This window comes from Methylobacterium sp. GXS13 (assembly GCF_001455965.1).
Lineage (GTDB): Bacteria > Pseudomonadota > Alphaproteobacteria > Rhizobiales > Beijerinckiaceae > Methylobacterium.
On sequence record NZ_LKKO01000001.1, the window covers coordinates 456,386 to 482,868 of the forward strand.

The following is a 26,483-nucleotide window of genomic DNA, read 5'->3' on the forward strand; positions in this document are numbered from 1 at the left end:
TCCCCTCACTCCGAGATCATGCCCGCGCCCGCCTCGCCGCGGGGCAGGGGAGCCGGCTCGGACTGCGCCTCGACCACGGCTGCGGCCGTGACGTTGACGATGCCGCGGGCCGTCACCGAAGGCGTCAGGATGTGGGCGGGCTTGGCCGGGCCGATCAGCAGCGGCCCCACGGGCAGCGCATCCGCCAGGACCTTGGCGAACTGGAACGCGATGTTGGCCGCGTCGAGATTCGGGAAGATCAGGACGTTGGCCGCCCCCTTGAGGCGCGAGCCCGGCAGCACCCGGTCGCGGACCAGCTCGGAGAGGGCCGAATCCGCCTGCATCTCGCCATCGACCATCAGATCCGGGTCGCGGGCCTGGAGCAGCGCCAATGCCTCCCGCATCTTCATCGCCGAGGGCGAATCCGACTGGCCGAAATCTGAGTGGCTCAGCAGGGCGATCTTGGGCGTCATGCCGAAGCGACTGACATGGCCGGCGCAGGCCTGGGCGACCTCGGCGATCTCCTCCGCCGTGGGGTTCTGGCGGACATGGGTGTCGGCCAGGAAGTAGGCGCCCTCGCTGGTTACGATCAGGCTCATGGCCGCGCATTGGGCGATGCCGGGCGCCAGGCCGATCACGTCGCGGATGATCCGCAGCCGGGTCTCGAACCGGCCCTCCAGGCCGCAGATCAGGGCGTCGGCCTCGCCGCGGCGGACGGCGATGGCGCCGATCACCGTGTTGCTGGTGCGCACCAGGGTGCGGGCCGCATCCGGAGTGATGCCGCGCCGGCCGGCGACGTCCAGATAGGTCTGGACGTAGGCGCGGTAGCGGGGATCGTCCTCGGGATCGATCAGCTCGAAATCGCGGCCCTCCTGGATCGAGAGGCCGAAGCGCTTGAGCCGCGACTCGACCACCCGCGGCCGGCCGACCAGGATTGGGAATGCGACCTTGTCCTCGACGATCGCCTGGACGGCGCGCAGCACGCGCTCGTCTTCGCCCTCGGCGTAGATCACGCGCTTCGGCTCGGCCTTCGCCTTCGAGAACAGCGGCTTCATGATCAGGCCGGACCGGTGCACGAACCGGTCGAGGCTCTCGACATAGGCGTCGAAATCCGCGAGCGGCCGCCCGGCCACGCCGGACTCCATCGCGGCCCTGGCCACTGCCGGGGCGATGCGCACGATCAGCCGCGGATCGAACGGGCTCGGGATCAGCGACTCCGGGCCGAACGGCCTTGCCTCGCCGCCATAGGCGCGAGCGACCACGTCGGAGGGCGTCTCGCGGGCGAGCGCGGCGATCGCCTTTACGGCGGCACGCTTCATCTCCTCATTGATGCTGGTCGCACCGACATCGAGCGCGCCCCGGAATATGTACGGGAAGCACAGGACGTTGTTGACCTGGTTCGGGAAGTCCGAGCGCCCGGTACAGATCATAGCGTCGGGGCGCTTCGCCTGAGCCAGGTCCGGCATGATCTCCGGATAGGGGTTGGCCAGCGCCATGATCAGCGGTTTTTCCGCCATCGTCTCCAGGAGCTCGGGCTTCAGGACGCCACCCGCCGAGAGGCCGATGAACACGTCCGCCCCCGGTATCACCTCGGCAAGCGTGCGCGCCTCGGTCTCCTGGGCGTAGACGTCCTTCCAGCGGTCCATCAACTCGGGGCGGCCCTTGTAGACGACGCCCTTGATGTCGGTGACCGTGATGTTCTCGCGGGTCGCGCCCAGGGATACGAGAAGGTTGAGGCAAGCGAGCGCCGCAGCGCCGGCCCCGGAGGTGACGATGCGGACGTCCGAAAGGTTCTTGCCGGCCAGCTCGAGGGCGTTGAGCACGGCGGCCGCCACGATGATCGCGGTGCCGTGCTGGTCGTCGTGAAAGACCGGGATGTTCATCCGGGCCCGGCACTGCTCTTCGACCTCGAAGCACTCGGGGGCCTTGATGTCTTCGAGATTGATGCCGCCGAAGGTCGGCTCAAGGGCGCAGACCACATCGACGAGCTTGGACACGTCGTTCTGGTCGACCTCGATGTCGAAGACGTCGATCCCGGCAAATTTCTTGAACAGGACCGCCTTGCCCTCCATCACGGGCTTGGAGGCGAGCGGGCCGATATTTCCCAGCCCCAGCACTGCCGTGCCGTTGGTGAGCACCGCCACCAAGTTCTGGCGGATCGTCAGTTCGGCGGCCTGCTGGGGGTCATCGTGGATCGCCATGCAGGCGACGCCGACGCCCGGCGTGTAGGCGAGCGCCAGGTCGCGCTGGTTGCCGAGCGGCTTGGTCGCCTGGATCTCCAGCTTTCCGGGCTGCGGCAGGCGGTGGTAGACGAGCGCCCCGGCCTTGAGGTCCTCGGACATGTTATCGGCCATCGCTCACCTTCCAACTCGCCTGCTTTCCCGGAGACGACGCGGTCGCAAACCGCGCCGGATCCCATCGTGAGGGGTCTGTTGCACCGGCTGCGCGGGGGGCGCAACCCGCACAACGAGACCCGGATCCATCTCGCCGCGCTGGCGAGGGCCTACGGTTTCTCCATAGGCTCTTATTCGTACGGGCGTCCAAAAGTGCGCTTCCCGGAGAGCGGCCGTCGCCTGACGATCGGCCGCTATTGTTCCATTGCCGACAAGGTCGAGATCCTGCTGGGCGGCGACCACCGGCTCGACTGGGCCTCGACCTACCCGTTCGCGGCGATGCGCGGCCTGTTCCCCGACGCATGTGCGCCGGAGGATTACCACGCGTCGCGGGGCGACGTGGTGATCGGGCACGATGTCTGGCTCGGGTCCGGCTGTGTGATCCTGTCCGGCGTCACGATCGGGCACGGGGCCGTGGTGGCGGCCCGGGCGGTGGTGACCCGCGACGTGCCGCCCTACGCGGTGGTGGCGGGCAATCCGGCGCGGGTGGTGCGGCACCGCTTCGACCCGGCGACCGTGGAGGCTCTTGTGGCGGCGGCGTGGTGGGACCTGCCGCACGCGACGGTGACGCGGCTCGTGCCGCTGCTGCAGAGCGGCGACGTGCCCGGCTTGATCGCGGCCCGGGGCGGCGTTGCAGGCGCGCAGGGGATTGCGTAATCCGCGGCCCATCCTCGCCCCGAACCCGGAGCTCGACCATGTCCGACCCTGCGCTGCCCGACCGCCTCTCGGTTAACCCGAACAGCCCGTATTACGACGCGGCCCTGCTGGAGCGCGGCATCGGCATCCGCTTCAAGGGCGTCGAGAAGACCAATGTCGAGGAGTATTGCGTGAGCGAGGGCTGGGTGCGCCTCTCGGCGGGCAAGACCCTGGACCGGGCCGGCAACCCGATGACGGTGAAGCTGAAGGGCTCGGTGGAGCCCTATCTGCGCGACGCGGCGGACGCGGACTGAGATTCTGGCGGGCTCATCGCTCCAGCGGGAATGGGGTGGGCTCCCAATAGGGCTCGAGTTCCGTCCCGCGAACGTTTGCGGCTTCCCAATCGTGCAGGATCTTGGCTAGCGCCGGACGATCGCCGGCCGTGAGCGGTTCCGCCACGGTGGCGAGTTGCATCTGCCAGCGATGCGCGCGCGATCCGGGCGGGAATAATTTACCGGCGCGCCGCGATTGCTGATGGTGCCAAATCGTTCGGGCGGCATCGAGATTGCCGGCCGCAATGTAGACGATCATGCGGTCTTCCAGGGGCTCGCTGTAGAAGCGCTGACTACCATCGAGTAAGCTGCTGTACCCCTCGATTGTGCCGTACAAACTCAGTTTCGGCAGCGCATAAGTTGTGATTACATCTATCGCATCGCAAATCGCGGTCGGATCGGACCACAGCCAACATGCTGTCGAAGACGGACTTGTTCTCGAAAGAGGCTCAGAATAAGTTCCTATTCTTATTTCGTTGCGAAAATTCGAGTAAAATAGCGCATTGGCAACTAAACTGGGCCAAAAACTGTCAGGATTTGAACTTCTTTCTATAAAAATACCGCACGATATATGGCGCACAGGCATTCTCAGCAGAAACCGTAGACGCATCTCCTTCCAGTTTTCATCACGCCTGGCGAAAGGCTTGAAGATTTCGCGAACTTGACGGGCGTTTGTCATTGGCCCGCCCTGATTTCAATGGCAATGAATGTTGTAGCATCAGGATAACGCTTTTGAGCGGCGCTGACCAAATCGACGGCTCGCCTCGACCTCAGGTAGCCTCTACCGGTCTTATGATCATACACACAAACCGTCGATGGCCTTGGATGCTCCAACGTATCCAGACGGAGCGATCCTTTAGTACCGTATATCACTTTGTCTCCGGTAATGGGATCGTATGATATTTCAGCATCAAAATTTGGATCTCTCATGGCCCGGATTATATCTGCAATCCCGACGTGGACTTTATTCCCGAAATCCTGCTCATCCATGTAATTGCCGGAGGCGCGTACATCGGCCGCTACCAAATCTGCAATGGCCTGTACCTCCCGATTACGCGGACATAGCTGATCGAGCTCGGTCTGCCCCACGGCACCGACCCACATGGCTCGATGGTCGTAAGCATCCCCCGGGATGTACTCGCTGGCAGGGGCGACGAAGATCGCCTTGCGATTTTTCGTGTTCTGCCCGGACAAAACCGAGAAGAGCGATCCCGCGGCCTCGAGCGCTCTCGCGAATCGCCGGGCCAAATCGTCGGAGGGGCGCGGCCGGCTTCGGGCCAGTTGGACGAAGGCCTCCGGTTCGGCTCCATCCTGGGTGAGTCGGCTGCGAGCCAGGATTTCGCCGCTGTCGCTATCGCGGATCGTCTGGGTGAGACCGGAAGTCTCGAAGACCGTGCGTGTCCCGTCTGGTCCGGTGACCGTGTGCTGCTCGTCCCAGTCCGTGTGCGGTTTGGCTCGGATCCGAATCGAAAGAACCCGCGATCCATCTTCCAGCACAGAATCTTCCGTTTGCGATTGAGCCTCGGAAGCGCCGTCTGTGCCCTCGGAAACCCAGCGGCCGCCATCGGACTGCCCGGCTGGCGCGCGCGGCTGGTCGGGTCGGTACTTGCGGCTCAAAACGTGATCGAGCCGGATCAGCTTAACTCCAACAGCGAGGCCAGCGAGCTCTGTCCGAAGGGCCGCAATCTCCTGGGCGTGACGATCGTTTGTGAGTCGCGACATTGGCCTTGCCCCCGCTTGGACAAAAAACCTATCGCACCATCGCTATTATGTCAATGTTTTCCTATTAAACGAATGGCCGCTCTTCGAGAATATGGCCCTTGCCTGCGCAAGCCGCGTAGTTCCGCTGGGCTGCCGCGATCAACGTTACAAGCTGATGGGGCCGCTTCGGCGTGGCCACGACCAGGCTGGTCACGACCTCGGGATGGGTCCGTCGCTGCCGGGGACGGCGGGCATGGTTGGACAGGCGAAGAGTTGCGTCCTGGCCCGGGAGCGCGAAGTAAAGGCTGTCGCCACGCTCGTTCCGTGCGACGATTATGAAGCCCTGCGCTTCCAGCAATTCCGCCGCCAGCGCCAGGGCTGCCGCGGGCGAGAGCAGCCTGTCGTGATCACTCACGGCCCGGCCGGCTCGATCGTCCCGATGCGCCGCCGCCCGAGCGCCCGCGCCTTCAGCGCTAGGGCCGGCCGCTCGATGCCGTACCAGGACAGGACGGCCACCGGCAGGGTCAGCGCGAGGGCGGGGGCGAGCAGGGCGAAGCCGGAGGGTTCGGGCCAGAGGGCGTGCAGGCTCTGCTGGATCGGCCAGCCGTAGAGATAGATCCCGTAGGACAGGTCGGCCTTAGGATCGAAGAGGCGGCGGGCCATCGGTCCGAGCGCCAGCCACACGGCCCCATAGGCCTCGGCCAGGAACAGCAGGGCCGGGTAGGCCGGCGTTTTGGCAAGGATTACGGCCGCCACGACGAGGCAGGCGAGGGCGCCACCCGAGACGCGCAGGCGGTCCCGCCAGAGATACAGGCCTGCGCCGGCGGAAAAAATCAGCGGCAGCCGCAACGCCGTCTCCAGCCCCTTGGGCAGGTCGGGGCCGCGCAGGGCAATGGCTGCCGTCAGCGCGACAGCGAGCGCAGCAACGATCAGCAGCGCCGGGATCCACCGCCGGAGGAGGCCGCAGAGGGCGGCGACCAGAACCCCGAGGTAGCACAGCACCTCGTATTTCAATGTCCAGATCGTGCCGAGCGGCGCTCGGTAGGGATTGGCCTCGAAGACGCCGGGCAGGGCGGCGTTGCTCTTGAACGTCGTCAGGGTGCCGCGCAGGAACGACCAGAGGCCGGGATCGCGCAGGTACTCGGCCAGCGGCAGGCGGGTCATGGCGGCCCCGAGACCCAGGGAAACCAACAAAGTTGCGGCGACGAAGCCCGGAAGGATCCGCAGTGTCCGGGCGAGGGCGTAGTCGCGGATGCCCCGCCGGTCGCAGCTCATGGTGACCAGGAAACCCGAGACCGCGAAGAAGCCGTTCACCGCGTGCTCGCCCAGCGTGTAGCCGGTGAGCCGCGCCAGCGGCTCGTCGCCGGCCGCCCCTGTGGCGACGCTGAAGGCGTGCGAGACGACCACCGCCAGGGCCAAAGCCAAGCGCAGGCCGGTGAAACCGTTGCGCCTCCGCTCCAGGGCGGCCGCGACCGTGGGTCCGGCCATCAGCGCAGCCCCTCGCGCGCCAGGGCGTCCTGGCCGCGCAGGAAGGCGAGGGCGCCGGACGCGGAACCGCCGTAGCGTTCCAGCCCTGACCGGCGCAGGGCCAGGGCCGAGAGCGCGGCCTTCGGCAGGTTGGACATGAGGTGGGATATGCTCGGGTCCGGCAGGCCGTATTTGCGGCTGACATAGGCCCGGGACCAGGCCTGGGGCCAGCGCGACCGGAACACGCGCCCCGGCTCCGGGGTCGATGAGCGGCCGCGGCCGTGCAGCGCCTCGGCGCCGTGGACATGGACGAGGGCGCGGCCCGCATCGGCCACCCGCCGGCACAGGTCGTCGTCCTCGTAGAACAGGAAGATGTTGTCGTCGAAGCCGCCGAGGTCGAGGAACAGGGCGCGCTCGATCATCAGGCAGGCCCCGGACAGGAACGGCGCGCAGGCATCGCCCTCGGGTAGCGTCAGACGGCCGCCGGGATTGGTGAGATAGGGCGCCAGCAGGGAGCGCGCCTGAAAGAAGAAGCGCCCGTCCGGCTCGACCAGCCGCGGCGCCAGGAGGCCTGCATCCGGCCAAGCCCGGGCGGCGGCGAGGAGGGCGTCGACCGCCCCCAGGCGCAGAACCACGTCCGGATTGACGATCAGGACCCGGTCGGCGGTCTCGGCCGCGGCCACGCCGCGATTGTTGGCGCGGCCGTAGCCCTCGTTGCGGGCGTTGCGGATCACCCGCGCCACAACGGCCTCGGCGACCGCGACGGAGGCGTCGCGGCTGGCATTGTCGACGACGATCGCCGGCACGTGCTGCCGGGCCAAGGCCGCGAGGCAGGCCGGCAGCACGGCGGCGCTGTCATGGGCGACGACGATCGCGACGAGGCCGACCATAGGCCGGCCCGTCCGGGCGTTACGCCTTCTTCTCGGGGAGGTTCAGGCGGATATGCAGCTCGCGCAGCTGCTTGGGCGTCGCCTCGGAGGGCGCGCCCATCATCAGGTCCTCGGCGCGCTGGTTCATCGGGAACAGCACCACCTCGCGGATGTTCGGCTCGTTGCACAGGAGCATGACGATGCGGTCGACTCCCGGGGCGATGCCGCCGTGCGGCGGGGCGCCCATGCGCAGGGCGTTCAGCATGCCGCCGAACTTCTGCTCCAGCACCTCGCGGCCGTAGCCCGCGATGGCGAAGGCCTTCTCCATCACGTCGGGGCGATGGTTCCGGATCGCGCCGGAGGACAGCTCGATGCCGTTGCAGACGATGTCGTACTGGAACGCCTTGATTCCCAAAATCTTTTTGGTGACCGGGCCGTTCTCGTTCTCGGACGCCAGCGCATCGAGGTCGAACTTCAAAAAATCCTCGCGGTCGATGTTCGGCATCGAGAACGGGTTGTGGGAGAAGTCGATCCGCTTCTCCTCCTCGCTCCACTCGTACATCGGGAAGTCGGTGATCCAGCAGAACGCGTACTGGTCCTTGTCGCACAGGCCCAATTCGTCGCCGATGCGGATGCGGGCCTTGCCGGCGAGCGCCGCCGCCTTGGCTTCGGTGCCGGCAGAGAAGAACACCGCGTCGCCGGCCTTTACGCCGGTCTTCTGCGCGATCAGGGCCTGGACCTCGGCCGGGATGAACTTGGCGATCGGCCCCTTGCCGGTGAGCTGACCGCCGTCTTCCTCGAACACGACGTAGCCAAGCCCGGGCGCCCCTTCGGAGCGGGCCCAGTCGTTGAGCTTGTCGAAGAACGAGCGCGGCTGCGACCCGGCCCCGGTCGCCGGGATCGCCCGGACCACGCCCCCGGCGGCGATGACGCCCTTGAACGCCTTGAACGCGACGTCGTCCCGGGCGAACTCGTCGGTGACGTCGGCGATGATGAGGGGATTGCGAAGGTCCGGCTTGTCGACGCCGTATTTCAGCATCGAATCTGCGAAGGTGATGCGCGGGAAGTCCTTGGTGACGCGCTTGCCGTCCGCGAACTCTTCGAAGACCCCGCGCAGAACCGGCTCCACCGCCTGGAACACGTCCTCCTGCGTGACGAAGCTCATCTCGATGTCGAGCTGGTAAAATTCACCGGGCGAGCGGTCGGCCCGGGCGTCCTCGTCGCGGAAGCAGGGCGCGATCTGGAAGTAGCGGTCGAAGCCCGCGATCATCGTCAGCTGCTTGAACTGCTGCGGCGCCTGCGGGAGCGCATAGAACTTGCCGGGATGGACACGCGACGGCACGAGGTAGTCGCGGGCCCCCTCCGGCGAGGACGCGGTCAGGATCGGGGTCTGGAACTCGAAGAAGCCACCGTCGCGCATCCGGCGGCGCAGCGCGTCGATGATCGCGCCGCGCTTCATGATGTTGGCGTGGAGCTTGTCCCGGCGCAGGTCGAGGAAGCGGTACCGCAGCCGCGTCTCCTCCGGATATTCGAGGTCGCCGAAGACCGGCAGCGGCAATTCGCCCGCCGGGCCCAGCACTTCCAGGTCATCGATATAGACCTCGACCGCTCCGGTCGGCAGTTCGGCGTTCCGGGGCCCGGCGGGGCGGGTGCGCACGCGGCCGTCGATCCGCACCACCCATTCCGAACGCGCCACCTCGGCCGCCTTGAAAGCCGGCGAGTCGGAATCGATCACGCATTGCGTCAGCCCGTAATGGTCGCGCAGGTCGATGAACAGCACGCCGCCATGGTCGCGGATGCGGTGGCACCAGCCTGAGAGCCGGACGGTCTGTCCGACGTCGGACGGGCGGAGCGCCCCGCAGGTGTGCGAACGGTAACGGTGCATGACGGGCTTCTTCTCTGGGAAGGCCGGCACCATTCACGCAAGCCCCCCCAAGTCAAGCAGGGGCGGCCGGAATCCAGTGCCACGTCGGGCCGCCGACCTACCGGATCGGACGGCCGATCCCCATATGATGTCCATGATCGAAAACGCTTTTTCCGATCCCAAGGGCCGCCCCGGCCGGCCCGTCGAAACCCCGCCCAGCCCCTGGCGCACGCTGCCCCTCAATGGCCGTTTCGACCTCGTCTACGAGGATGCGACCGGCACGTGGAGCAGCCGATCGATGTCGGCGCGCGAGCTGAAGCTGGGGCCTGGGCGCACCTTGCTGGGCAGCATCGACACGCGCAGTGGAAGCTATCGTGGCTTTCGGGTCGATCGGATCCGCCGGCTCACCGACGGGGGACGGGGGAGCGCATCGAGACCGGCATCCTGGACCGGCTGCTTGGGCGCGCCGAGGCCCAGCGCCGGGCCGATGCGATGCGGACGCGCCGAAAGGCGAACGCGGGCCGGCGCGCGATCCTCTCCCGCTCTGCGTAGCTTCCGCGGTGTCGCCGCCCCTGCGAAACATCATGTGAAATATGGGGACCTTCTCGCAGGCGGCTCCCCATGACGCTGTCGGTTGCGTATAGCCGGATTCATGGACCTGATTACGACCACCGCCGCGCTGCACGACGTTTGCACGCGTCTCGCCCAGCAACCCTTCGTGACCGTCGACACGGAGTTCATGCGCGAGACGACATACTACCCGAAGCTGTGCCTGATCCAGATCGCGGCGCCGGATGGGACGGGTGTCTTGGTCGATCCACAGGCGACGGGCATCGACCTGCAGCCGTTCATCGACCTGATGGCGGATGAGCGGACCGTGAAGGTTTTCCATTCCGCCCGTCAGGACCTTGAGATCATCTGGCTGATGGGCGGGATCCTGCCCCAGCCGTTCTTCGACACCCAGGTCGCTGCCATGGTCTGCGGCTACGGCGACTCCGTGTCGTATGAGCAGCTCGTCAACGACGTGGCCAAGGCCAAGATCGACAAGTCTTCGCGATTCACCGACTGGTCGCGCCGTCCGCTCTCGGAGGCTCAGCTGAGCTACGCCCTGTCGGACGTCACCCATCTGGTGAAGGTCTACGAGGTCCTCGTCGCCGAGCTGCTGCGCACGGATCGCGGCGCCTGGCTTGACGAGGAGATGGCGGTTCTCACCTCTCCCGAAACCTATCGGGCGGACCCTGCCCAAGCCTGGCGGCGCTTGTCCGGTCGGATGCGCAAGCCCCGCGAGATCGCAGTCCTCATGGAGGTGGCTGCGTGGCGCGAGAGCGAAGCTCAGACGCGCAACGTCCCCCGCGGGCGCGTGCTGAAGGATGAGGCGGTGATCGACGTCGCTTCAGCGGCTCCGCGCAATGCCGAAGCCCTGGGCCGGCTGCGTACGATCCCGGCCGGTTTCGAGCGCTCGCGTACGGGGGCCGACATCTTGGCAGCCGTGGAGCGCGGCTTGACCCGGGACACCGGCGATATCCGAATGCCCGAGCGGATGCGGCGCAGCGGCGGAAACGGGGCGATCGTCGAACTCCTGAAGGTGCTGCTGAAGGCAGTGTGTGAATCCGAAGCCGTCGCGCCGAAGATCATCGCCACGGTGGACGATCTCGAGGCTATCGCGGACGATGACACCGCTGAGGTCCCGGCGCTGCAGGGCTGGCGCCGGAGCCTGTTCGGCGACAAAGCACTCGCTTTGAAGCAGGGTCGTCTGGCGCTCTCGGTGGAGAGCGGGCGCATCGTGGTCCGCGACTTGGAGCCGACGAATCCGGCCGATCGAGCGGGGATCGACGGTTAGCGTGGTCCAATTGCGTCCGTTTAGGTTCAGGTGACCTTTCCATTTGCGTCTGCCGTCTCACGAACGGTCCGTCGGCGAGGCACGATCGAGTTTCGGGGGAATTGGGACAGGGGCGGGATGGCATCGACGATAACGCCCTGGATCGACGTGGGGGCCGTCCGCCGCAAAAGCCCGATCCCGAGTGTTCAGCGACCGCTTATTGGTACGCGATGACGGTTCGAAGCTGGCTCAGCCCCCGCCCGTTCGCGGCGCCCAAAGTCACGAAGGCCTACATCCGGAACGGTGCTGGGCCGAGGCGAAATCGTTTCTTGCTGACGGCTCCGAACGGCATGGTGCTGATCTGAAGCTGATCCCGCGGAAACTTTCCTCGACAGCCGATCTCCGCTCACAGCGAGAGACACAGGACAGGCTACAACAGGTGTGTCGGTATCATCACCTAAACCGTCGCCTATAGAAGTGATTGATCCGCGCTCGCAGATGCGATGGCTGATGAGGGACCAACCACTTAAAACAATACCCCCCCACTCACGTCCGGACCGCACGCAGCGAGGCCTACGACGGAATTCGAGCGGTATCAGGCGGAGATGCGCGTCAGTCGCTCTACGGCACCGGTTGACTGATCTGCCAACGATGCTTGCCCCGACGGCATAGGAAATCGCGCCACGTCTATACCGAGGCGGGATTGTATGACCGCACGGTCACGCGGGCGTGACACGCTGAAGAACCAGGATTAAGTGGCAACGACGCTTGCCACTTAATCCTGCTGACTCATCCGGCGTATGTTCGAACCGAACGAAATCCTGACGACGCTGACCGGACGCGGCCTCGTTACGGCCCAAGGATGCGAAGCCGTGCGGGTCCGCTACCGCGTCGTGGTCGAGCGTCGGCAAGGGGGGGTCTATGCCTACGGCGATCTCCACGGGAGCCATGCTGGATTGCGTCCGATTTGGCTGGAGCCTGACGCGCAGCTTCGACTCAAGACCGGTCGCCGACTCGACATCTCCTTGACCGACCTCGTCGGTGACGCAGCGGAATTTGAGAGCACGGGCGACATCGGCGCACTCTGACCGTTGCCTCTCCGATCCGGCATTTTCCCGGATTGCTGAACCCGCGCCGTCGCCGCTCGGCCCGAATCGTTCAGCTCATGAACGCCAGAGAGGCACTGTCGTCGTCGCCGTCCCACGCCACCGGCATCCGCAAGCCGGATATCGCCAGAGCATCTCTGTGAGACGCCTTAGCGATGACAGCCATCACACAAACGCCATGGGTCCTTCTCCCGGCCGAGCACTGCGCATCCGGCCTTGGGCACCGGGACGTTTCGGCAATCACAGGCTCGCGAGGCCGCACAGAAAGTTCGCACGCACCGGCGCGTTCGCAACCCATGCGGCGAGAAAGCGCACAGGACTCAACGCGCGATTAGGCGCGTTTCTCCGCTTCGGAAACATTCCGCAGCGCAATCGAGAGGTAACGATTCGCGAGTTCCGAATACGCATCACCGCAAGCTCCCTACGCCGCAAATGCATGATGATGCGGTTTGCTGGGAAGGTGCGTGCAAGTGTTGCATGACCGCGCCTCACGGTCGCGTGAGCTTATGGAAAACACCTCCTGCAACGCTTGTGCAGCGCAACATTTCCTTTCGCATGGCAATGACATTCGAATGCGGTTTGTCATGCGAAAAGAAGCTTTCACCGTGTCCCCAGGACCGCAGAACAGTGAGTTGACGGCGCTCAAAAATCTCTTAAGGTCCGTTCAAGCTTCGGTTTCGAGGGGGCCGCCTCAGGGATGGCGGCTCCTGGCGAGGGGATCTTCTGGTCTCCTCAAGTCCGCTACGCCCGCTACCGAAGCGTCCATCCCTGTCGCAAACAGTCAGGTCGGGGTCCGAGGGACGCCATTCTCTCAGTGCGTCTAAACGACTCTTAAAGACTTGTCGGAGGAACCCATGAGAGCGGTACATCTCCTCGCGCTCGGCGCAGGTGTCGCGGCTATCGCCGCGCCGGCGCTGGCCAACGAAAGCGTTCTGAAGAGCATCGCCAACCCGGCGGAGCAAGCACTTCAGACGGTCGACTACGCCAACACCCGCTATTCCAAGCTCGATCAGATCACCTCGGCGAACGTGAAGAACCTCCAGGTTGCCTGGACCTTCTCGACCGGCGTGCTGCGCGGCCACGAGGGCTCGCCGCTCGTGATCGGCAACATGATGTACGTGCACACGCCGTTCCCGAACATCGTGTACGCCCTCGACCTCGACCACGAGGCCAAGATCGTCTGGAAGTACGAGCCTAAGCAGGATCCGTCCGTGATCCCGGTCATGTGCTGTGACACGGTCAACCGCGGCCTCGCCTACGCCGACGGCGCCATCCTGCTGCACCAGGCCGACACCACCCTCGTGTCGCTCGACGCCAAGACCGGCAAGGTGAACTGGTCGGTCGTCAACGGCGATCCGAAGAAGGGCGAGACCAACACCGCCACGGTTCTGCCCGTGAAGGACAAGGTCATCGTCGGTATCTCGGGCGGCGAGTTCGGCGTGCAGTGCCACGTCACCGCCTACGACCTGAAGACCGGCAAGAAGGTGTGGCGCGGCTACTCGGTCGGCCCGGACGACCAGATGCTGGTCGACCCGGAGAAGACCACCTCGCTCGGCAAGCCGGTCGGCAAGGATTCCTCGCTGAAGACCTGGGAAGGCGATCAGTGGAAGACCGGCGGCGGCTGCACCTGGGGCTGGTTCTCGTACGACCCGAAGCTCGACCTGATGTACTACGGCTCGGGCAACCCCTCGACCTGGAACCCCAAGCAGCGTCCGGGCGACAACAAGTGGTCGATGACCATCTGGGCGCGTAACCCGGATACCGGCGTCGCCAAGTGGGTCTACCAGATGACCCCGCACGACGAGTGGGACTACGACGGCATCAACGAGATGATCCTCACGGATCAGAAGATCGATGGCAAGGAGCAGCCGCTCCTGACCCACTTCGACCGTAACGGCTTCGGTTACACGCTGAACCGCGAGACCGGCGCCCTCCTGGTCGCTGAAAAGTTCGATCCGGCCGTCAACTGGGCGACCAAGGTCGACATGGACAAGGGTTCGAAGAACTACGGCCGGCCGCTGGTCATGTCGAAGTACTCGACCGAGCAGAACGGTGAGGACACCAACTCCAAGGGTATCTGCCCGGCGGCCCTCGGCACCAAGGATCAGCAGCCTGCTGCCTTCTCGCCGAAGACCAACCTGTTCTACGTGCCCACCAACCACGTCTGCATGGACTACGAGCCGTTCCGGGTGACCTACACCCCGGGCCAGCCCTACGTCGGTGCGACCCTGTCGATGTACCCGGCCCCGAACTCGCATGGCGGCATGGGTAACTTCATCGCCTGGGATGGCGTGAACGGGAAGATCAAGTGGTCCAATGCCGAGCAGTTCTCGGTGTGGTCCGGTGCTCTCGCCACCGCCGGTGACGTGGTGTTCTACGGAACCCTCGAGGGTTACCTGAAGGCTGTCGACGACAAGACCGGCAAGGAGCTGTTCAAGTTCAAGACGCCGTCGGGCATCATCGGCAACGTGATGACCTACCAGCTCAAGGGCAAGCAGTACGTGGGCGTCCTGTCGGGCGTCGGCGGTTGGGCCGGCATCGGCCTCGCGGCTGGCCTGACCGACCCGAACGCCGGCCTCGGCGCGGTGGGTGGCTATGCGGCTCTGTCGCAGTACACCAACCTCGGCGGTCAGCTGACCGTCTTCGCTCTGCCGAACTAATCGGCCGCAGGGTCTCGGTAGCGAAATGGTGCCGGCGCGGGTTTCCGCGCCGGCATCCTTGTGATTAGAATTTGTCGTAAGAGGCTGCGGCTCAAGGCGAGACGAAGGGCCTCGCTCTAGGGAGACTACACGTTGCACAACCTCAGCAACATCGTAACGCGGCCGCTTCTGGCCGCCCTCGCCCTAGCGACCGTTTCCGCGGTTGCCGTACATGCTGAGGATGCCAAGCCTGCCGATCCGGCGCTCGCCAATTCGCTGAATGCGAACGACAAGACCGCCGAGCAGGACCCCGCGCTGCTCAAGAAGAATGCTGCAGTGAAGGTCGAGGACGGCAAGTATATCGATGCCGACGGCCATCCGACGTACCACATCACGGACGACGGCAAGAAGCTCGACTGGTACACCTACTCGGGCTACCGGCGCTATCACGCCGAGTGCCACGTCTGCCACGGCCCGGATGGCATGGGCTCGACCTACGCGCCTGCCTTGAAGGATTCGCTGAAGCACCTCTCCTACGAGGAGTTCATCGGCATCCTCGTCGGCGGCAAGCAGGATGTGAGCGCCTCCGAGCAGAAGGTCATGCCGGCCTTCGGCGACAACAAGAACGTCATGTGCTACTCGGACGATCTCTACACCTACCTCAAGGCACGGGCAGACGGCGCGATCGGTCGCGTCCGCCCCTCCGAGCACGAGGACAAGCCGGATACGGCCCGGAAGGCCGAGAAGGAGTGCATGGGCAGCTAATGGCGCCCTTGCTCCGTACGTTCGCCCTCTGCGCCCTGTCGATGACGGTGGCGCAGGGGGCTGCCGCGCAACACCTGCCGGACACGGTTACGACCGACGTTCTACGGGTCTGCGGTGATCCCGGCAACATGCCGTTCTCCGAGCGCAAGGATGACGGCTTCGAGAACAAGATCGCGGCGATCATCGCCGACGAACTGAAGGTGAAGCTCCGCTATTACTGGCTGACCCAGGGCCCGGGCTTCGTGCGCAACACGCTCGGCACAGGCCTCTGCGATCTGATCATCGGACAGGCCTTCGGCAGCGACCTCGTCCAGACCACCAATCCCTATTACCGCTCGTCCTACACGCTGGTCACGCGCACGGGTGAGCTCGATGGCATCACGGCCCTCGACGACCCGCGGCTGAAAGGCAAAGCCATCGGCGTCATTGCCGGCACACCACCGGTGAACCGGATGGGTGATCTTGGCCTGGTCTCGACCATGAAGGCCTATGCGCCGTACCAACTCGATCCGGCTCGCAAATATCAGACGGTCGGCGCGGAGATCATCGGGGCGCTTGCTGCCAAGGAGATCGACGCCGCCGTGCTCTGGGGGCCCGCTGCAGGCTGGCTCGCCAAGCAATCCGGGACGCCGATGACCGTGGTTCCTTTGCTCAAGGAGCCGGAACGGCCACCCATGGCCTACCGGATCGCCATGGGCGTGCGGTTGGGTGAGAACGATTGGAAGCGCTCGCTGAACACCGTGCTGCGCAAGCGCAAGGCCGACCTCGACAAGGTGCTGCGCGATTACGACGTCCCCCTCCTCGATGACGAGGAGAATAAGCTCACCGATCCCAGCGACCACTGAGCGCGAATTTGGGGCTTCGTGAAGCCTAAGCTCTTTAATGGGCTTCTCGGCAGGAAGCGGCAAAATCCACGGAGTCCACCTCGGACCGCGCAAAAGGTTTCCGGCCTTCGGAACCGAGGATTCAGACGCGCTCGATGCCGCTTTGATCGAGCTTCGCCAAGGCATCGGTGACACGCTCCACACCGATGACGAGGTCGGGGGCGATCTCGGCCAGCGGCACCAGCACGAAGGCACGTTCGCGGACGTGGCGATGCGGGAGCACCAGACGCTCGTCGTCCACCGCAGCGCCCTCATAAGCCAGCACATCGATATCGATGACCCGTGGCCCCCAGCGCTCCGCGCGTAGCCGACCGAGCTCGAGCTCGACGGAGAGGCACGCGTCGAGCAGCGCGTGCGGATCGAGATCGGTATCGACCGCGACCGCCCCGTTCAGGAACCAGGGCTGATCCGTCTTGCCCCAGGGCGGGGTCCGATAATCAGCCGACCGCGCAACCACCACGATGCCGGGGGTCGCAGCCAATCCGGCAACGGCGCGGTCCAGCATCTGGGCCATATCGCCGATATTGCTGCCGATGCCGAGATAAGCTCTCATGCGTCAACTCCGCGATGCCGGGTGATCTCGATGCTGACTCCGTCCAGAATCGCCGGCACCGGCGCGCTCGGTTTGTCGACCCGTACAGTGATCGCCTCCACCGGCGCGAAGCGGTCGAGGATCGTGGCGGCGATGGTCTCCGCCAGTGCCTCAATCAGCTTGAACCGTCTTTCGGTGGCAATCTCAACGGCGATCTGGGTCAGGTCAGCATAGCTGACGGTGTGGGCGACATCGTCCGAACGCCCGGCGGGCGCGAGGTCGAGCCGGGCCTCGAGCGAGATATAGAAGCGCTGGCCCAGCACCGCCTCTTCGGGCAGGACGCCGTGGCGCCCGAAGACGGCGATGCGCGTGACTCCGATACGGTCCAGTGAGCCGCTCATCGGGCCTCCGGCCGCATGACGGCGTCCACGACTCGCATGGCATCGACATGGGCGGCCACGTCGTGGACGCGCACGATGTCGGCGCCCAGCGTCGCTGCGAGGGCATGGGCAGCGAGTGAGCCATGAAGGCGATCAGCTGGCTTGGTCTCACGGTCGTGCAGGCGGCCGAGCAGCGACTTGCGCGAGACGCCGACCAGCACGGGAAAGCCGAGGGCCCGGATTTCGGGCAGGCGCCGCAGCGCCTCCAGATGTTGTGACCAGGTCTTGCCGAAGCCGACTCCCGGATCGAGTACGATGTCGCCGTCTGGAATGCCGGCGCGACGGGCAATATGGAGCGAGCGCTCGAAGAAGGCCCGCATGTCGGCAACGATGTCGATGTTCGGATCGATCGTCTCGCGATTGTGCATGATCACCACCGGGGCGCCATGCGCGGCTGCGACCGCGGCAATGTCGGGCTCGCGTTGCAGGCCCCAGACGTCGTTGACGATGTGGGCTCCGGCTTCGAGGGCGAGGCGGGCCGTGGACGCCTTGTAGGTGTCGATTGAAATAGGCACCGAAAGGCGGGGCGCCAGCGCTCGGATCACAGGCAGAACGCGGGATTGCTCCTCCTCGGCCGGGACTGGAACATGGCCGGGCCGGGTCGATTCACCACCGATATCGAGGATCGCGGCACCCTCGGCCCCCAACCGCTCGGCCTGAGACAAGGCCTCGGCCTCGCCGGCGAACAAGCCGCCATCGGAAAAGGAATCCGGGGTGACGTTCAGGATGCCCATAACCAGCGTGCGGGCGCCGAGGCCGGGCAGCAGGTCGGACAGGCGGGGGGAGGGGGGCACGGATCGGGTCCCGTTCGCAGGTGCGGTTCGGGACCCGGTGTGATCGAAACAACTGGCCAGCGCAACGCTGGCCGTCATTGTCTGTTCATCAGCCGCGATAGCAGCGGATTTCGGCCTCGGCCTGGGCGCGGCGCAGATCCGCGACCTTGTCGTCGAAGATCTTGGTCGACTTGAACTCGTTCGCCCGGTTGCCAATGCCCTGACGCATGGACAGGACCGTGCTCGCCTGGACGTACTTGTCATAGGGCAGGATCGCGGCGAGCTGGTCGAGAGAGCAGGAGCACCGCTGCATGCTCTCGCGGGTCTGGCCGTTGGCCGCCATGCAGCCGAAGACGTAATCGACCCGCGCGTCGGTGGGATAGTCGTTCTCGTCGGCTGCCCAGCCGGCCATACCCGAGACGGTAAGGGCCAGGGCTGCCAGTGCGCCGCGTTCAGCCAGCTTTCTGATCATAGCTCAGCTTCTCCTCAAGCAACTCACCACCCTCGGCGTTCTTCGCCGACGCTTCGATGGAGACGATCTGGCCGGGAACTTCCGGGGAGGTGACGAAAGTGTAGGTCATCTTATCCATGCCGCGCATGCGCTGTTCCATGGCATCCTTCGCGAAGGGCTGGATCTCGACCCGCCAGCCATTCACTTCACGGCCACCCACCTCAACCTTGGTCGGCGTCACGGAAGCGCCTTCACGCAGTCCTTTGCGGATCGCAAGCTTCAGGTAGCGCGGATTTGCCTCCAGCACCTTCGCCAGCGAACGAAGATGGTTTTCCAGAAAGAGCGACACCACCGGATTGCCGCTCATGTCCTCGAAGGGGCCCGCTGGCATGCGGTTCATCCCGGAAAACATCACCACGCTGATGTCGCGGGCCTCCGGGCTCTTCCCCGGCTCCAACTTCAGCGTGATAGTATCCGACAACGGTGGTCCAAATGGCCCTTTCGAGATACCCGATCGGCGCATGTAGTCGTACGTGATCGTCGTACCCGGCGCCGCGTTCTTCATATTCGGCTGGTCGAACAGCAGATCCGCAGCAGTCGGCGGCGCCGCCGCGTTGACCTGAGTGACCGTGCCGGGCTTCGGCGCATCCTCAGCAAGCGCCGGCATCGCGGCCAGCACCAGCGCGACGGCTGTCGTGGCGAGAAGCTTCACGAGTTGACGTCCTCCTTGAACGGCGACCGAACGTTGCTGCCGATCGTCCGATAAATGTAATCTGGCGGTGTCTCAGCCGCCTCTTCGACGGCAAGCGCCCGTACTTTGGCGTGAAGTGGCGATAGCGAGCAGGCCGGGTCAGTAGCAGCGGCATCACCGGCCAGCGCAAGGGCCTGGCAGCGGCAGCCACCCCAATCCTTCTCGCGCCGGTCGCAGGAGCGGCAGGGCTCCTGCATCCAGTCGGTGCCGCGATAGGCCGTAAAAGCCGGCGAATCGCGCCAGATCTCGCCCAGCGAGTGCTCCGTGACGTGCCAGAATTCGAGGCCCGGAATTGTCTCAGCCGCGTGGCAGGGCAGCACCTTGCCTTGAGGCGTGACGTTCATGAGCTTGCGGCCCCAGCCACCCGCGCAGGCCTTCGGATATTTAGCGTAATAATCCGGCACGACGAGATCGATGACGAGCTGACCCTTGAAGCGCTCGCGGGCCGCCTCGACAATCCGGATCGAGGCGTCGACCTGCGTCTTGTCGGGCATCAGGGCGGCGCGGTTCACGTACGCCCAACCATAATACTGCGTGTGCGCCACCTCGAGCCGCTTGGCGCCCATCCTCACCGCCAGGTCGATGAAGCCTTCGACCTCGTGGATATTGCCACGGTGGATCACCGAATTCAGGGTCAGCGGTAGCCCGAGCTCCACAACCTTGGCGGCGAACTCGAATTTCTGCGGCTGCGCATTCTTCAGGCCGCCGATCCTCTCAGCGTTCTGAGCGTCAACGCCTTGTACCGAGAGTTGCACGTGGTCGAGCCCGACATCGTACAACGCTTGGAGCTTCGACAGCGCACCGCCAACCCCGGAGGTGATCAGGTTCGAGTAGAGGCCGAGATCCGCACAGGTCTTGGTGATCTCGACGATGTCATTGCGCGCCGTCGGCTCACCGCCCGACAGGTGGACGTGGAGCACGCCGAGGCCGGACGCTTCGGTGAGGACACGCTGCCACGTCGCCGTGTCCAGCTCGCCGGACCGGCGGTCCAGCTCGAGCGGATTCGAGCAGTACGGACAGCGCAACGGGCAGCGATGAGTCAGCTCGGCGAGCAGGCCCACCGGCGCCGGCACGTCCGGCCGATTCGGCGTCAGTGCGTTCATCGCTCCAGGACCCGTTTCTCTGCCAGGCCGTCCAGCATCACAAGGATGTCGGCCTCGATGGCCCGCGGGTCGGCCGCATAGGTCCGGCCCAGCTCGTCCGCGATCGCCGCGACGCTCCGGTCACCATCGACGAGCTTGAGCACCGCCACGGCGTTGTCGTCGAGATCGAAGGTCCGCTCGGGGGCGAGCAGGACGTACTTGCCGCGGGTCTCGTCATGGCGCAGACGCACGCCGCGTGGCAGGCGCGGCCTGTCATCGGCCACCATCTTGCGCACGCCGGCACCCGCCTGAGGGACCAGCGCTTCAGCGACGAGGCCGGTCCCCGGCGTCCAGGCATCCGGGGGGATCATCCCGGGGGCGACATAGGCGAAGTACAGAGCGTCGAGCTGCGTCCAGAGGACGTTGCACTTGAAGGTCAGCGCGTCCATGGCCTGACGCTGCAGCTCGGGCGTCGTCGCGTGCGTCTTCACATAGTCGAGGGCGAAGTCGGCATCGCGCGGCGCTTGGGTTAGACGCTTGTCGAAATAGGCTAGCGTGTCCTTGGTGATGAAGTCGTAGTTCTTCAGCATTCCGGCAACACGCTCGGAAATGATGGTCGGCGAGAACATCTCCGTCAACGACGACGCGATCGCTTCCAACAAGCTCTTTTCTGCGACGAAGTGGACATAGGCTTCCACTGAGAACTTGGTCGCCGAGAGGATGCCACGGGTCGACAACACGTAGTCGCGTTCAAAGCCAACCCCCTCGGCAAGCTTCAGCCAGCGCTCGATACCGCCGTCGCCCGGATGGTTCCCGTCGTGGTCGACGATGCGCTGGCGCCAGATCCGCCGAAGGGACGCATCGGTCATCCGGGCAAGGACGGCAGAGTCCTTCACCGGGATCATGGCTTGATAATAGTAGCGGTTGAGAGCCCAGGCCCGAACCTGATCCTTCGACAGCTTGCCATCGTGGAGGAGGCGGTGGAACGGATGCAGGATGTGGTACCGGCGCGCGCCGATATCGCGAAGCGCAGCCTCGAGCTCATCCGGGCTCAGGAGGCGTCGGCTGTCAGCGGCGGCGGGGGGCGGGAAGACTGCGTTCATGGCGTTTCCGGAATTCGTTCTCGGGTCGCGTTTCCTGTACTCCGACCTCGCCCTCATTGAGAGCCGCGTCGGGTAAGCCGAGGACTCACTTTCAGGACGCGACCCCGCGGGGCGAATGTCCGGGCTCGGGATCGATATAGTGCCGGCTTGGTCGGTGCCCAACCACCGGTCGAACGTGTCTCAGAGGGCGAGGCTCAACCCATCGTGCGCCACACGCCAGCCGGCCGCCTCGACATCGGCCCGTTCCGGTGAACCCTCGATCAAGACCGGATTGGTGTTGTTGATGTGGACGAAGACCCGTTGACCGATAGCGACGTCGGCGAGCGCATCAATCGACCCATTCGCGCCTCGCATCGGGACGTGCCCCATACGCCAGCCGGTTTTCGTGCCGACACCGGCCCGGATCATGTCGTCATCGAGCAGAACGGTTCCATCGAACAAGAGTGCGTCCACGCCGGCGATCCGTTCGCGGAGGCCATCCGTCACCCGGGCGCATCCCGGAACATACGCAAGCCGTCGTCCACCCGCTTCGATCAGGGCGCCGACGGTGGTCTCAGTCTCGGCGCCGATCTCCATCGTTTCGTCCTCGAGCCACAAGGGCACCTTGCCGGGGACTGGAAACAGCGTCACGGCCAAGCCGGGAAGCGGCTCGAAACGCAACTCCATGGCGATGGGCTGACGGGCAACGACACTTTCGGCCATGACGTCGAACACGCGATTGGCGTTGACCGACTCCAGGATGCCACGGGTGGCGTAGAGCGTGTAGGGCTGGCCCTCGCGGAGGGTCAAAAGCCCCGCCACATGATCGACGTCTCCGTTGGTCAGAAGCACGGATCGGATCGGCGAGTGCCGCAGCCCTTCGCGGGGGTGCATCTGAGGATTGTCGAAGAGCTGTTGCCGTATATCCGGCGAGGCGTTGATCAGGAGCCAATCGGCCCCGTCCGCCGAAACCGCGATGCTCGACTGGGTCCGCGGGCGAACCCGGTCGGGCTCAGATCGCGCCATGGTGCAGATGGGGCAGCGGCAATTCCACTGGGGCAAGCCGCCGCCGGCCGCGGAGCCGAGAATCACGATGCGCATGGTGCGGCTCCCGCGATCCCCGGCCCCTGGAAACTCAGTTGAAGGTGTCGATCTCGGCCGACTCGTAGCTCGTCACTTCCATGCCGACGCAGATCTCGGACACAACAGGGGCAGCCCACTTCATGGTGTTTCTCCTTGGCGGTATCCTCACCAAGCGTCACGGGTTCCTAAGAGACCCCTAAGACACTGATGGCGCTTTGGTTTCCGGCGCGCTTTGGATATCGGCGATTCAGCAGCGGTCTTCAAGCACTAACTTGCCGGATCCTCCCAAATTTTTCGTGAGACCCGACCTAAATGCCCAGATACACGGGGGAAACGTTACCCAGTTCGACTTAAGTATAAGCTTCTACTGGCGGAAGTCCGGACCTCGTAGCTCCAGCATGAAGCCCTTTCCCCGGACGGTGACCAATCCCGGGCCGCCGTAGCGGACGAAGTCGGCCATCTTCGAGCGCAGGTATCCGATATAGACGTCGACCACGTTGAGCGAGAGGCCGCCCTGGCTGGCCCAAAGCCGATCGAAGATATCGGCCCGGGAGACCGGTTTGCCGATGCTCTCCATCAGCATCGCGAGCAGGTCGGCTTCGCGCGGCGTGAGACGGGCGCTGGCCTCCCCGCAACTCGCCTGGCGGGTGTCGAGATCGAGCAGAAGCCGGCCGGCAGCGAGGCGCGAGCGCGGCGCCTCGGCCTGCTCCCGCCGCATCAGATGCGTGCGCAGGCGCGCAACGAGTTCGTCGAACACGAAGGGCTTGATGATGTAATCGTCGGCTCCGAGCGCCAGACCTTCGGCCCGGTCGCGAATCTCGTCACGCGCGGACAGGAACAGGATCGCCCCCGGGAAACCGCCTTCGCGGAGTGACCGGCAGACATCGTGGCCGGACCCGTCGGGCAGGTTGATATCCAGGAGGACGGCGCCGGGCGCCGGGTCGTGGGCGGCCTTCAACGCCTCGTCCACGCAAGCCGCGGTGCCGACCTCGAACCCCTCGGCTTCCAGGCCGCGGGCCAACAGGCCCCGGATATCGATATCGTCCTCGACGATCAGGATCCGCGTCATGCGGCCGACTCCCTCACCTGCGCGCCGCCGGCCGTATCCCCGGCCGTGCCCGTTCCCCATGCCGGATCGAGCGCCGGGATGTCCAGGCTGACCCGGGCTCCGCGTCCCCCCGGCCCGGCACCGAGGCGGATCGTGCCGCCATGCTGCTCGACGATCCAGCGGGCGAGCGCCAGCCCGATACCGAACCCGGTCTCGTCCGGACTCGGCCCCGCGCCGCGGCGGAAGCGTTCGAACAGCTCGGCCTCCGAGGCGCCGAAGCCCGGCCCGTCATCGGTCACCGTGATCCGGCCGAGGGCGCCCGGCTCGGCCAACAGCGCGACCTCGACGCGGCTCAGCCCCTTCGCGTGGCGCAGGGCGTTGTCCACGAGGCTCTCGACGGTCTGACGGATCCATTCCCGGTCGGCCAGGCATTCCACGTCCTGAGTGCCTGGCTCTAGGTTCAGGGCGACCCGCCGGCGCGCGGCCTCCGACGCCATGTTGTCGACCGCCTCGGCCAGGACCGAGGCGAGTCCGAGGGGGCGCTTGTCGAACTCGATCTCGCCCGATTCGGAGCGGGCCACGCGGAGCAAATCCTCCACCCGCAGCTTCAGCCGCTGCGCCCGCTTGCGGATCGTCGCGAAGACCGGTCCCGGATCGCCGCCCCGGGACGCGCCGCGCAACGCCAGGTCGCATTCGCCCAGGATTACGGTCAGCGGGGTGCGCAGCTCGTGGCTGACATCGGCGAAGAAGCGCCGGCGCGACCGGTCGACGGCTTCGAGCCGGGCGTTGGCGTCGCGCAGATCGGCGGTGCGGGTCGCGACCGTATCCTCCAGCGCCGCCCGGTCGGCCGCGACCCGCGATTCCCGTCGGGCGAGCCGTGCGGCCATGCGGTTGACGTTGGTCATCAGGAGACCGAGCTCGTCCCGGGTTGCCACCGAGAGCCGCCCGTCGAGGGCGCCATGGCCGATGGCGCTCGCCGCACGCCGGACTTCCTCGATCCGCGCCAGGGTCGGGCGGGTGACACCGCGGTACAGCACGGCAAGCAGCACCAGGGCAGCCGCGACCGCCGCCGCAGCGGCTACGCGCAGGCGCGCCGACAGGGCCCGAGCCTCCTCGGAACCCAGCGCCATGCTGCGCCGCTCGGCCTCGATCAGGAACGAGAGCGGCTGGCCGGTCATCGCTCCGAAGCCGTTGAGCGCGCCCTTGATCGCGTCCTGACGCTTCTCGGGCTCGGTTTGACGGCTGATCTGCGCCACCTGCCGGTCGAGCACGACCCGGGCGGCGCGCAGCTGCGCCATCGGGCGCGTCCGGGCAGCATATTGCATGCGGTCGGCGGGATCGTCGCTCGGCGGGAAGCTCTGGGCCAGGGCCGCATCGACCGTGGTCAGCGCCCGATCAGCATTGTCGCGGGCAATCGCCATGGCTTCGGGCTGGCCGTCCGGATTGCCCACGGTCTCGACCGCCGCCATGCCGAACTGCGTGAGCCGGCCCGACAGTTCGGCAAGTAGTTCCAGGCGCCGCTGCGCCTCCAGGGTGCGGTCGACCGTGCGCTCGGCGGCGGCGATCGATGCCAGTGCGGCGACGGCGGCCAGCATCACCACGACGGCGGTACCGCCGAGAAGCAACGCGAAACGAAGTTTCAGCGAACGCATCGGGTACGACCGGCCGTGAACCTCTGCCGGCAGTTGCGGGACGGGGTCACAGGTTCTTCGGCAGGCTGCCCCGCGCGGCGCAGCGCCAGCGCTCGACATGCCAGTCCGGGTGGGAGGCCTGCCAGGTCGCCAAGGCGCTCTGCGAATGGCGCAGGCAGATGAAAGGGTTCGAGCCCTCGTAGGACATCTCGATCCGATCCTCGCGACAGGTCGAGGGCTGGGCGACGAGGCAAATCGACAGAAGCAGGAGCATGGGCGTCTCCCCACAGTGCCGGCCTTGAGTCGGCCGGCTTGGGCAGAGCATATGCCGCGCACGGCCGCTCTGCCCAGGGCGGCGTCAGGACGCGACCCAGATCTCACCCTTGGCGATGGTGGCAAGGTCGCCAGAATAGCGCCGCAGCGGCCGGTCGAGCAGCGCGGCATGCTCGGCACTGAGGTCCTTCAGCGATTTTGCCAGGAGCTTTAGAAAAACGAGATCGTGGGTCCCAGTCTCCACGAAGGTCGGCGACAACCGACCATGCGAACCCACCAGAAGGGTGCCACGGCGCATCCCGTAGCCGGGATGGTCACCAACCGCGAGCGCCGCCAGGGTCCCGGCGATCATGCGGGAGCCGGCATACGCCCCGGCCCGGCCGGCCAGGATGATTCCGCGCCGCATCCGATCGCCGAGATGGGCGCCGGCCGTCCCACGGATGATCAGGGTCGCGCCGTCGAGACCGGTCTTGGCGGCGTAGACGGCACCGCCGGCATGGTCACCGGCGTCGCCGTCGATGGTGATGGTGCCGCCGGTGGCTCCGGCGCCGGCATAGGGCCCGGCATGGCCGGCCACGGTCAGGCTTCCACCCGCCATGCCCTCGCCAAGGCGCTGGCCGACATCGCCGGTGACGCGGATCTTGCCCTCGGACAGGGAAGCGCCGACCCGGTCGAGGCGCTCATGGCCGCCTTCGATTGTCAGGGTGTCGGTGCCGTCCAGCGCGACCGAGAAGCAGTCGCCAAGACGGACGCCGGTGCGGGTCGTCCCGACCTCCAGGCGCTCGGCCTCGGCCTGCGACAGGCGGCTCAGGGCCAGTGGGTTGATGTTCAAGAAGTCGAGCCGCTCGGGCGGGGCCGCGCGCAGGGTGAGGGTGCTCAAGGC

At 65.9% G+C, this 26,483-nt stretch carries 27 protein-coding genes and 1 pseudogene; 8 read left to right on the top strand and 20 right to left on the bottom strand.

Annotation, left to right across the window (positions count from 1 at the left end):
* Positions 1-5: 5 nt before the first annotated feature.
* Complete coding sequence (locus AO398_RS02265; protein WP_058190367.1) at positions 6-2,333, bottom strand: NADP-dependent malic enzyme; 2,328 nt, start codon at positions 2,331-2,333, stop codon at positions 6-8.
* Positions 2,334-2,411: 78 nt separating this feature from the next.
* On the opposite strand from AO398_RS02265, the gene AO398_RS02270 reads away from it, so the two are divergent.
* Together AO398_RS02270 and AO398_RS02275 are read left to right on the top strand one after the other, a co-directional pair.
* The gene (locus AO398_RS02270; protein WP_058190368.1) at positions 2,412-3,029 is read left to right on the top strand and encodes a CatB-related O-acetyltransferase; all 618 of its coding nucleotides are present in this window, start codon (positions 2,412-2,414) and stop codon (positions 3,027-3,029) included.
* Positions 3,030-3,067: 38 nt separating this feature from the next.
* Positions 3,068-3,322: a DUF3297 family protein gene (locus tag AO398_RS02275; protein ID WP_058190369.1), complete on the top strand. Its 255-nt coding sequence runs from the start codon at positions 3,068-3,070 to the stop codon at positions 3,320-3,322.
* Positions 3,323-3,335: 13 nt separating this feature from the next.
* Here the strand turns inward: AO398_RS02275 and AO398_RS28030 are convergent, their stop codons facing one another.
* From AO398_RS28030 to aspS, 6 genes are all read right to left on the bottom strand, one after another.
* Positions 3,336-4,019, bottom strand: coding sequence for a hypothetical protein (locus AO398_RS28030; protein WP_152997371.1), 684 nt, complete (start codon positions 4,017-4,019; stop codon positions 3,336-3,338).
* Complete coding sequence (locus AO398_RS27235) at positions 4,016-4,957, bottom strand: hypothetical protein (RefSeq protein WP_152997372.1); 942 nt, start codon at positions 4,955-4,957, stop codon at positions 4,016-4,018. The genes AO398_RS28030 and AO398_RS27235 overlap by 4 nt, the downstream gene beginning before the upstream one ends.
* A gap of 169 nt (positions 4,958-5,126) precedes the next feature.
* Positions 5,127-5,456 (bottom strand): hypothetical protein, encoded by a 330-nt coding sequence (locus tag AO398_RS02285; protein ID WP_058190371.1) that lies wholly within the window; start codon positions 5,454-5,456, stop codon positions 5,127-5,129.
* Complete coding sequence (locus tag AO398_RS02290) at positions 5,453-6,529, bottom strand: acyltransferase (RefSeq protein ID WP_058190372.1); 1,077 nt, start codon at positions 6,527-6,529, stop codon at positions 5,453-5,455. The genes AO398_RS02285 and AO398_RS02290 overlap by 4 nt, the downstream gene beginning before the upstream one ends.
* The gene (locus AO398_RS02295; RefSeq protein WP_058190373.1) at positions 6,529-7,398 is read right to left on the bottom strand and encodes a glycosyltransferase family 2 protein; all 870 of its coding nucleotides are present in this window, start codon (positions 7,396-7,398) and stop codon (positions 6,529-6,531) included. Before AO398_RS02295 ends, AO398_RS02290 begins: the two co-directional genes overlap by 1 nt.
* A 19-nt stretch (positions 7,399-7,417) precedes the next feature.
* Entirely contained in the window at positions 7,418-9,262 is a 1,845-nt protein-coding gene (aspS, locus tag AO398_RS02300) for an aspartate--tRNA ligase (RefSeq protein WP_058190597.1), read from the bottom strand.
* Between the two features lie 133 nt (positions 9,263-9,395).
* Between aspS and AO398_RS29275 the strand changes: the two are divergent.
* From AO398_RS29275 to xoxJ, 6 genes and pseudogenes are all read left to right on the top strand, one after another.
* Positions 9,396-9,793: pseudogene (locus AO398_RS29275) on the top strand (hypothetical protein).
* Between the two features lie 100 nt (positions 9,794-9,893).
* Positions 9,894-11,081, top strand: coding sequence for a ribonuclease D (gene rnd / locus AO398_RS02305; protein WP_058190374.1), 1,188 nt, complete (start codon positions 9,894-9,896; stop codon positions 11,079-11,081).
* A 779-nt stretch (positions 11,082-11,860) separates the two neighbouring features.
* Positions 11,861-12,148 (top strand): hypothetical protein, encoded by a 288-nt coding sequence (locus AO398_RS02310; RefSeq protein WP_058190375.1) that lies wholly within the window; start codon positions 11,861-11,863, stop codon positions 12,146-12,148.
* 872 nt (positions 12,149-13,020) lie between these two features.
* On the top strand, positions 13,021-14,826 hold the full coding sequence (gene xoxF1, locus AO398_RS02315) for a lanthanide-dependent methanol dehydrogenase XoxF1 (protein ID WP_058190376.1): 1,806 nt from the start codon (positions 13,021-13,023) through the stop codon (positions 14,824-14,826).
* 132 nt (positions 14,827-14,958) lie between these two features.
* Positions 14,959-15,570 (top strand): c-type cytochrome, methanol metabolism-related, encoded by a 612-nt coding sequence (locus tag AO398_RS02320; protein WP_058190377.1) that lies wholly within the window; start codon positions 14,959-14,961, stop codon positions 15,568-15,570.
* Positions 15,570-16,415, top strand: a complete 846-nt coding sequence (gene xoxJ / locus AO398_RS02325) for a rare earth element methanol dehydrogenase accessory protein XoxJ (protein ID WP_058190378.1) — start codon at positions 15,570-15,572, stop codon at positions 16,413-16,415. Before AO398_RS02320 ends, xoxJ begins: the two co-directional genes overlap by 1 nt.
* 121 nt (positions 16,416-16,536) lie before the next feature.
* On the opposite strand, the gene folK is transcribed toward xoxJ, so the two are convergent.
* The 13 genes from folK to AO398_RS02390 form a co-directional block, all read right to left on the bottom strand.
* A complete protein-coding gene (gene folK, locus AO398_RS02330; RefSeq protein ID WP_058190379.1) occupies positions 16,537-17,007 on the bottom strand; it encodes a 2-amino-4-hydroxy-6-hydroxymethyldihydropteridine diphosphokinase in 471 nt (156 codons plus the stop codon).
* Entirely contained in the window at positions 17,004-17,387 is a 384-nt protein-coding gene (gene folB / locus AO398_RS02335) for a dihydroneopterin aldolase (protein WP_058190380.1), read from the bottom strand. The genes folK and folB overlap by 4 nt, the downstream gene beginning before the upstream one ends.
* A complete protein-coding gene (gene folP / locus AO398_RS02340) occupies positions 17,384-18,220 on the bottom strand; it encodes a dihydropteroate synthase (RefSeq protein ID WP_058190381.1) in 837 nt (278 codons plus the stop codon). Before folP ends, folB begins: the two co-directional genes overlap by 4 nt.
* Before the next feature lie 88 nt (positions 18,221-18,308).
* Entirely contained in the window at positions 18,309-18,671 is a 363-nt protein-coding gene (locus tag AO398_RS02345; RefSeq protein ID WP_058190382.1) for a hypothetical protein, read from the bottom strand.
* A complete protein-coding gene (locus AO398_RS02350) occupies positions 18,652-19,362 on the bottom strand; it encodes a hypothetical protein (protein ID WP_082643093.1) in 711 nt (236 codons plus the stop codon). Before AO398_RS02350 ends, AO398_RS02345 begins: the two co-directional genes overlap by 20 nt.
* The gene (gene pqqE / locus AO398_RS02355) at positions 19,359-20,504 is read right to left on the bottom strand and encodes a pyrroloquinoline quinone biosynthesis protein PqqE (RefSeq protein ID WP_058190383.1); all 1,146 of its coding nucleotides are present in this window, start codon (positions 20,502-20,504) and stop codon (positions 19,359-19,361) included. The genes AO398_RS02350 and pqqE overlap by 4 nt, the downstream gene beginning before the upstream one ends.
* Positions 20,501-21,586 (bottom strand): pyrroloquinoline-quinone synthase PqqC, encoded by a 1,086-nt coding sequence (gene pqqC, locus AO398_RS02360; RefSeq protein WP_058190384.1) that lies wholly within the window; start codon positions 21,584-21,586, stop codon positions 20,501-20,503. The genes pqqE and pqqC overlap by 4 nt, the downstream gene beginning before the upstream one ends.
* Before the next feature lie 180 nt (positions 21,587-21,766).
* On the bottom strand, positions 21,767-22,666 hold the full coding sequence (gene pqqB, locus AO398_RS02365; protein ID WP_058190385.1) for a pyrroloquinoline quinone biosynthesis protein PqqB: 900 nt from the start codon (positions 22,664-22,666) through the stop codon (positions 21,767-21,769).
* Between the two features lie 34 nt (positions 22,667-22,700).
* Positions 22,701-22,790 (bottom strand): pyrroloquinoline quinone precursor peptide PqqA, encoded by a 90-nt coding sequence (pqqA, locus tag AO398_RS02370; protein WP_007564431.1) that lies wholly within the window; start codon positions 22,788-22,790, stop codon positions 22,701-22,703.
* A 222-nt stretch (positions 22,791-23,012) separates the two neighbouring features.
* Entirely contained in the window at positions 23,013-23,717 is a 705-nt protein-coding gene (locus AO398_RS02375) for a response regulator transcription factor (RefSeq protein ID WP_058190386.1), read from the bottom strand.
* Positions 23,714-25,348: an ATP-binding protein gene (locus AO398_RS02380; RefSeq protein ID WP_058190387.1), complete on the bottom strand. Its 1,635-nt coding sequence runs from the start codon at positions 25,346-25,348 to the stop codon at positions 23,714-23,716. The genes AO398_RS02375 and AO398_RS02380 overlap by 4 nt, the downstream gene beginning before the upstream one ends.
* 46 nt (positions 25,349-25,394) lie before the next feature.
* Entirely contained in the window at positions 25,395-25,601 is a 207-nt protein-coding gene (locus tag AO398_RS02385) for a hypothetical protein (RefSeq protein ID WP_058190388.1), read from the bottom strand.
* A gap of 84 nt (positions 25,602-25,685) precedes the next feature.
* Positions 25,686-26,480, bottom strand: coding sequence for a formylmethanofuran dehydrogenase subunit C (locus AO398_RS02390; protein WP_058190389.1), 795 nt, complete (start codon positions 26,478-26,480; stop codon positions 25,686-25,688).
* Between the last annotated feature and the right edge of the window lie 3 nt (positions 26,481-26,483).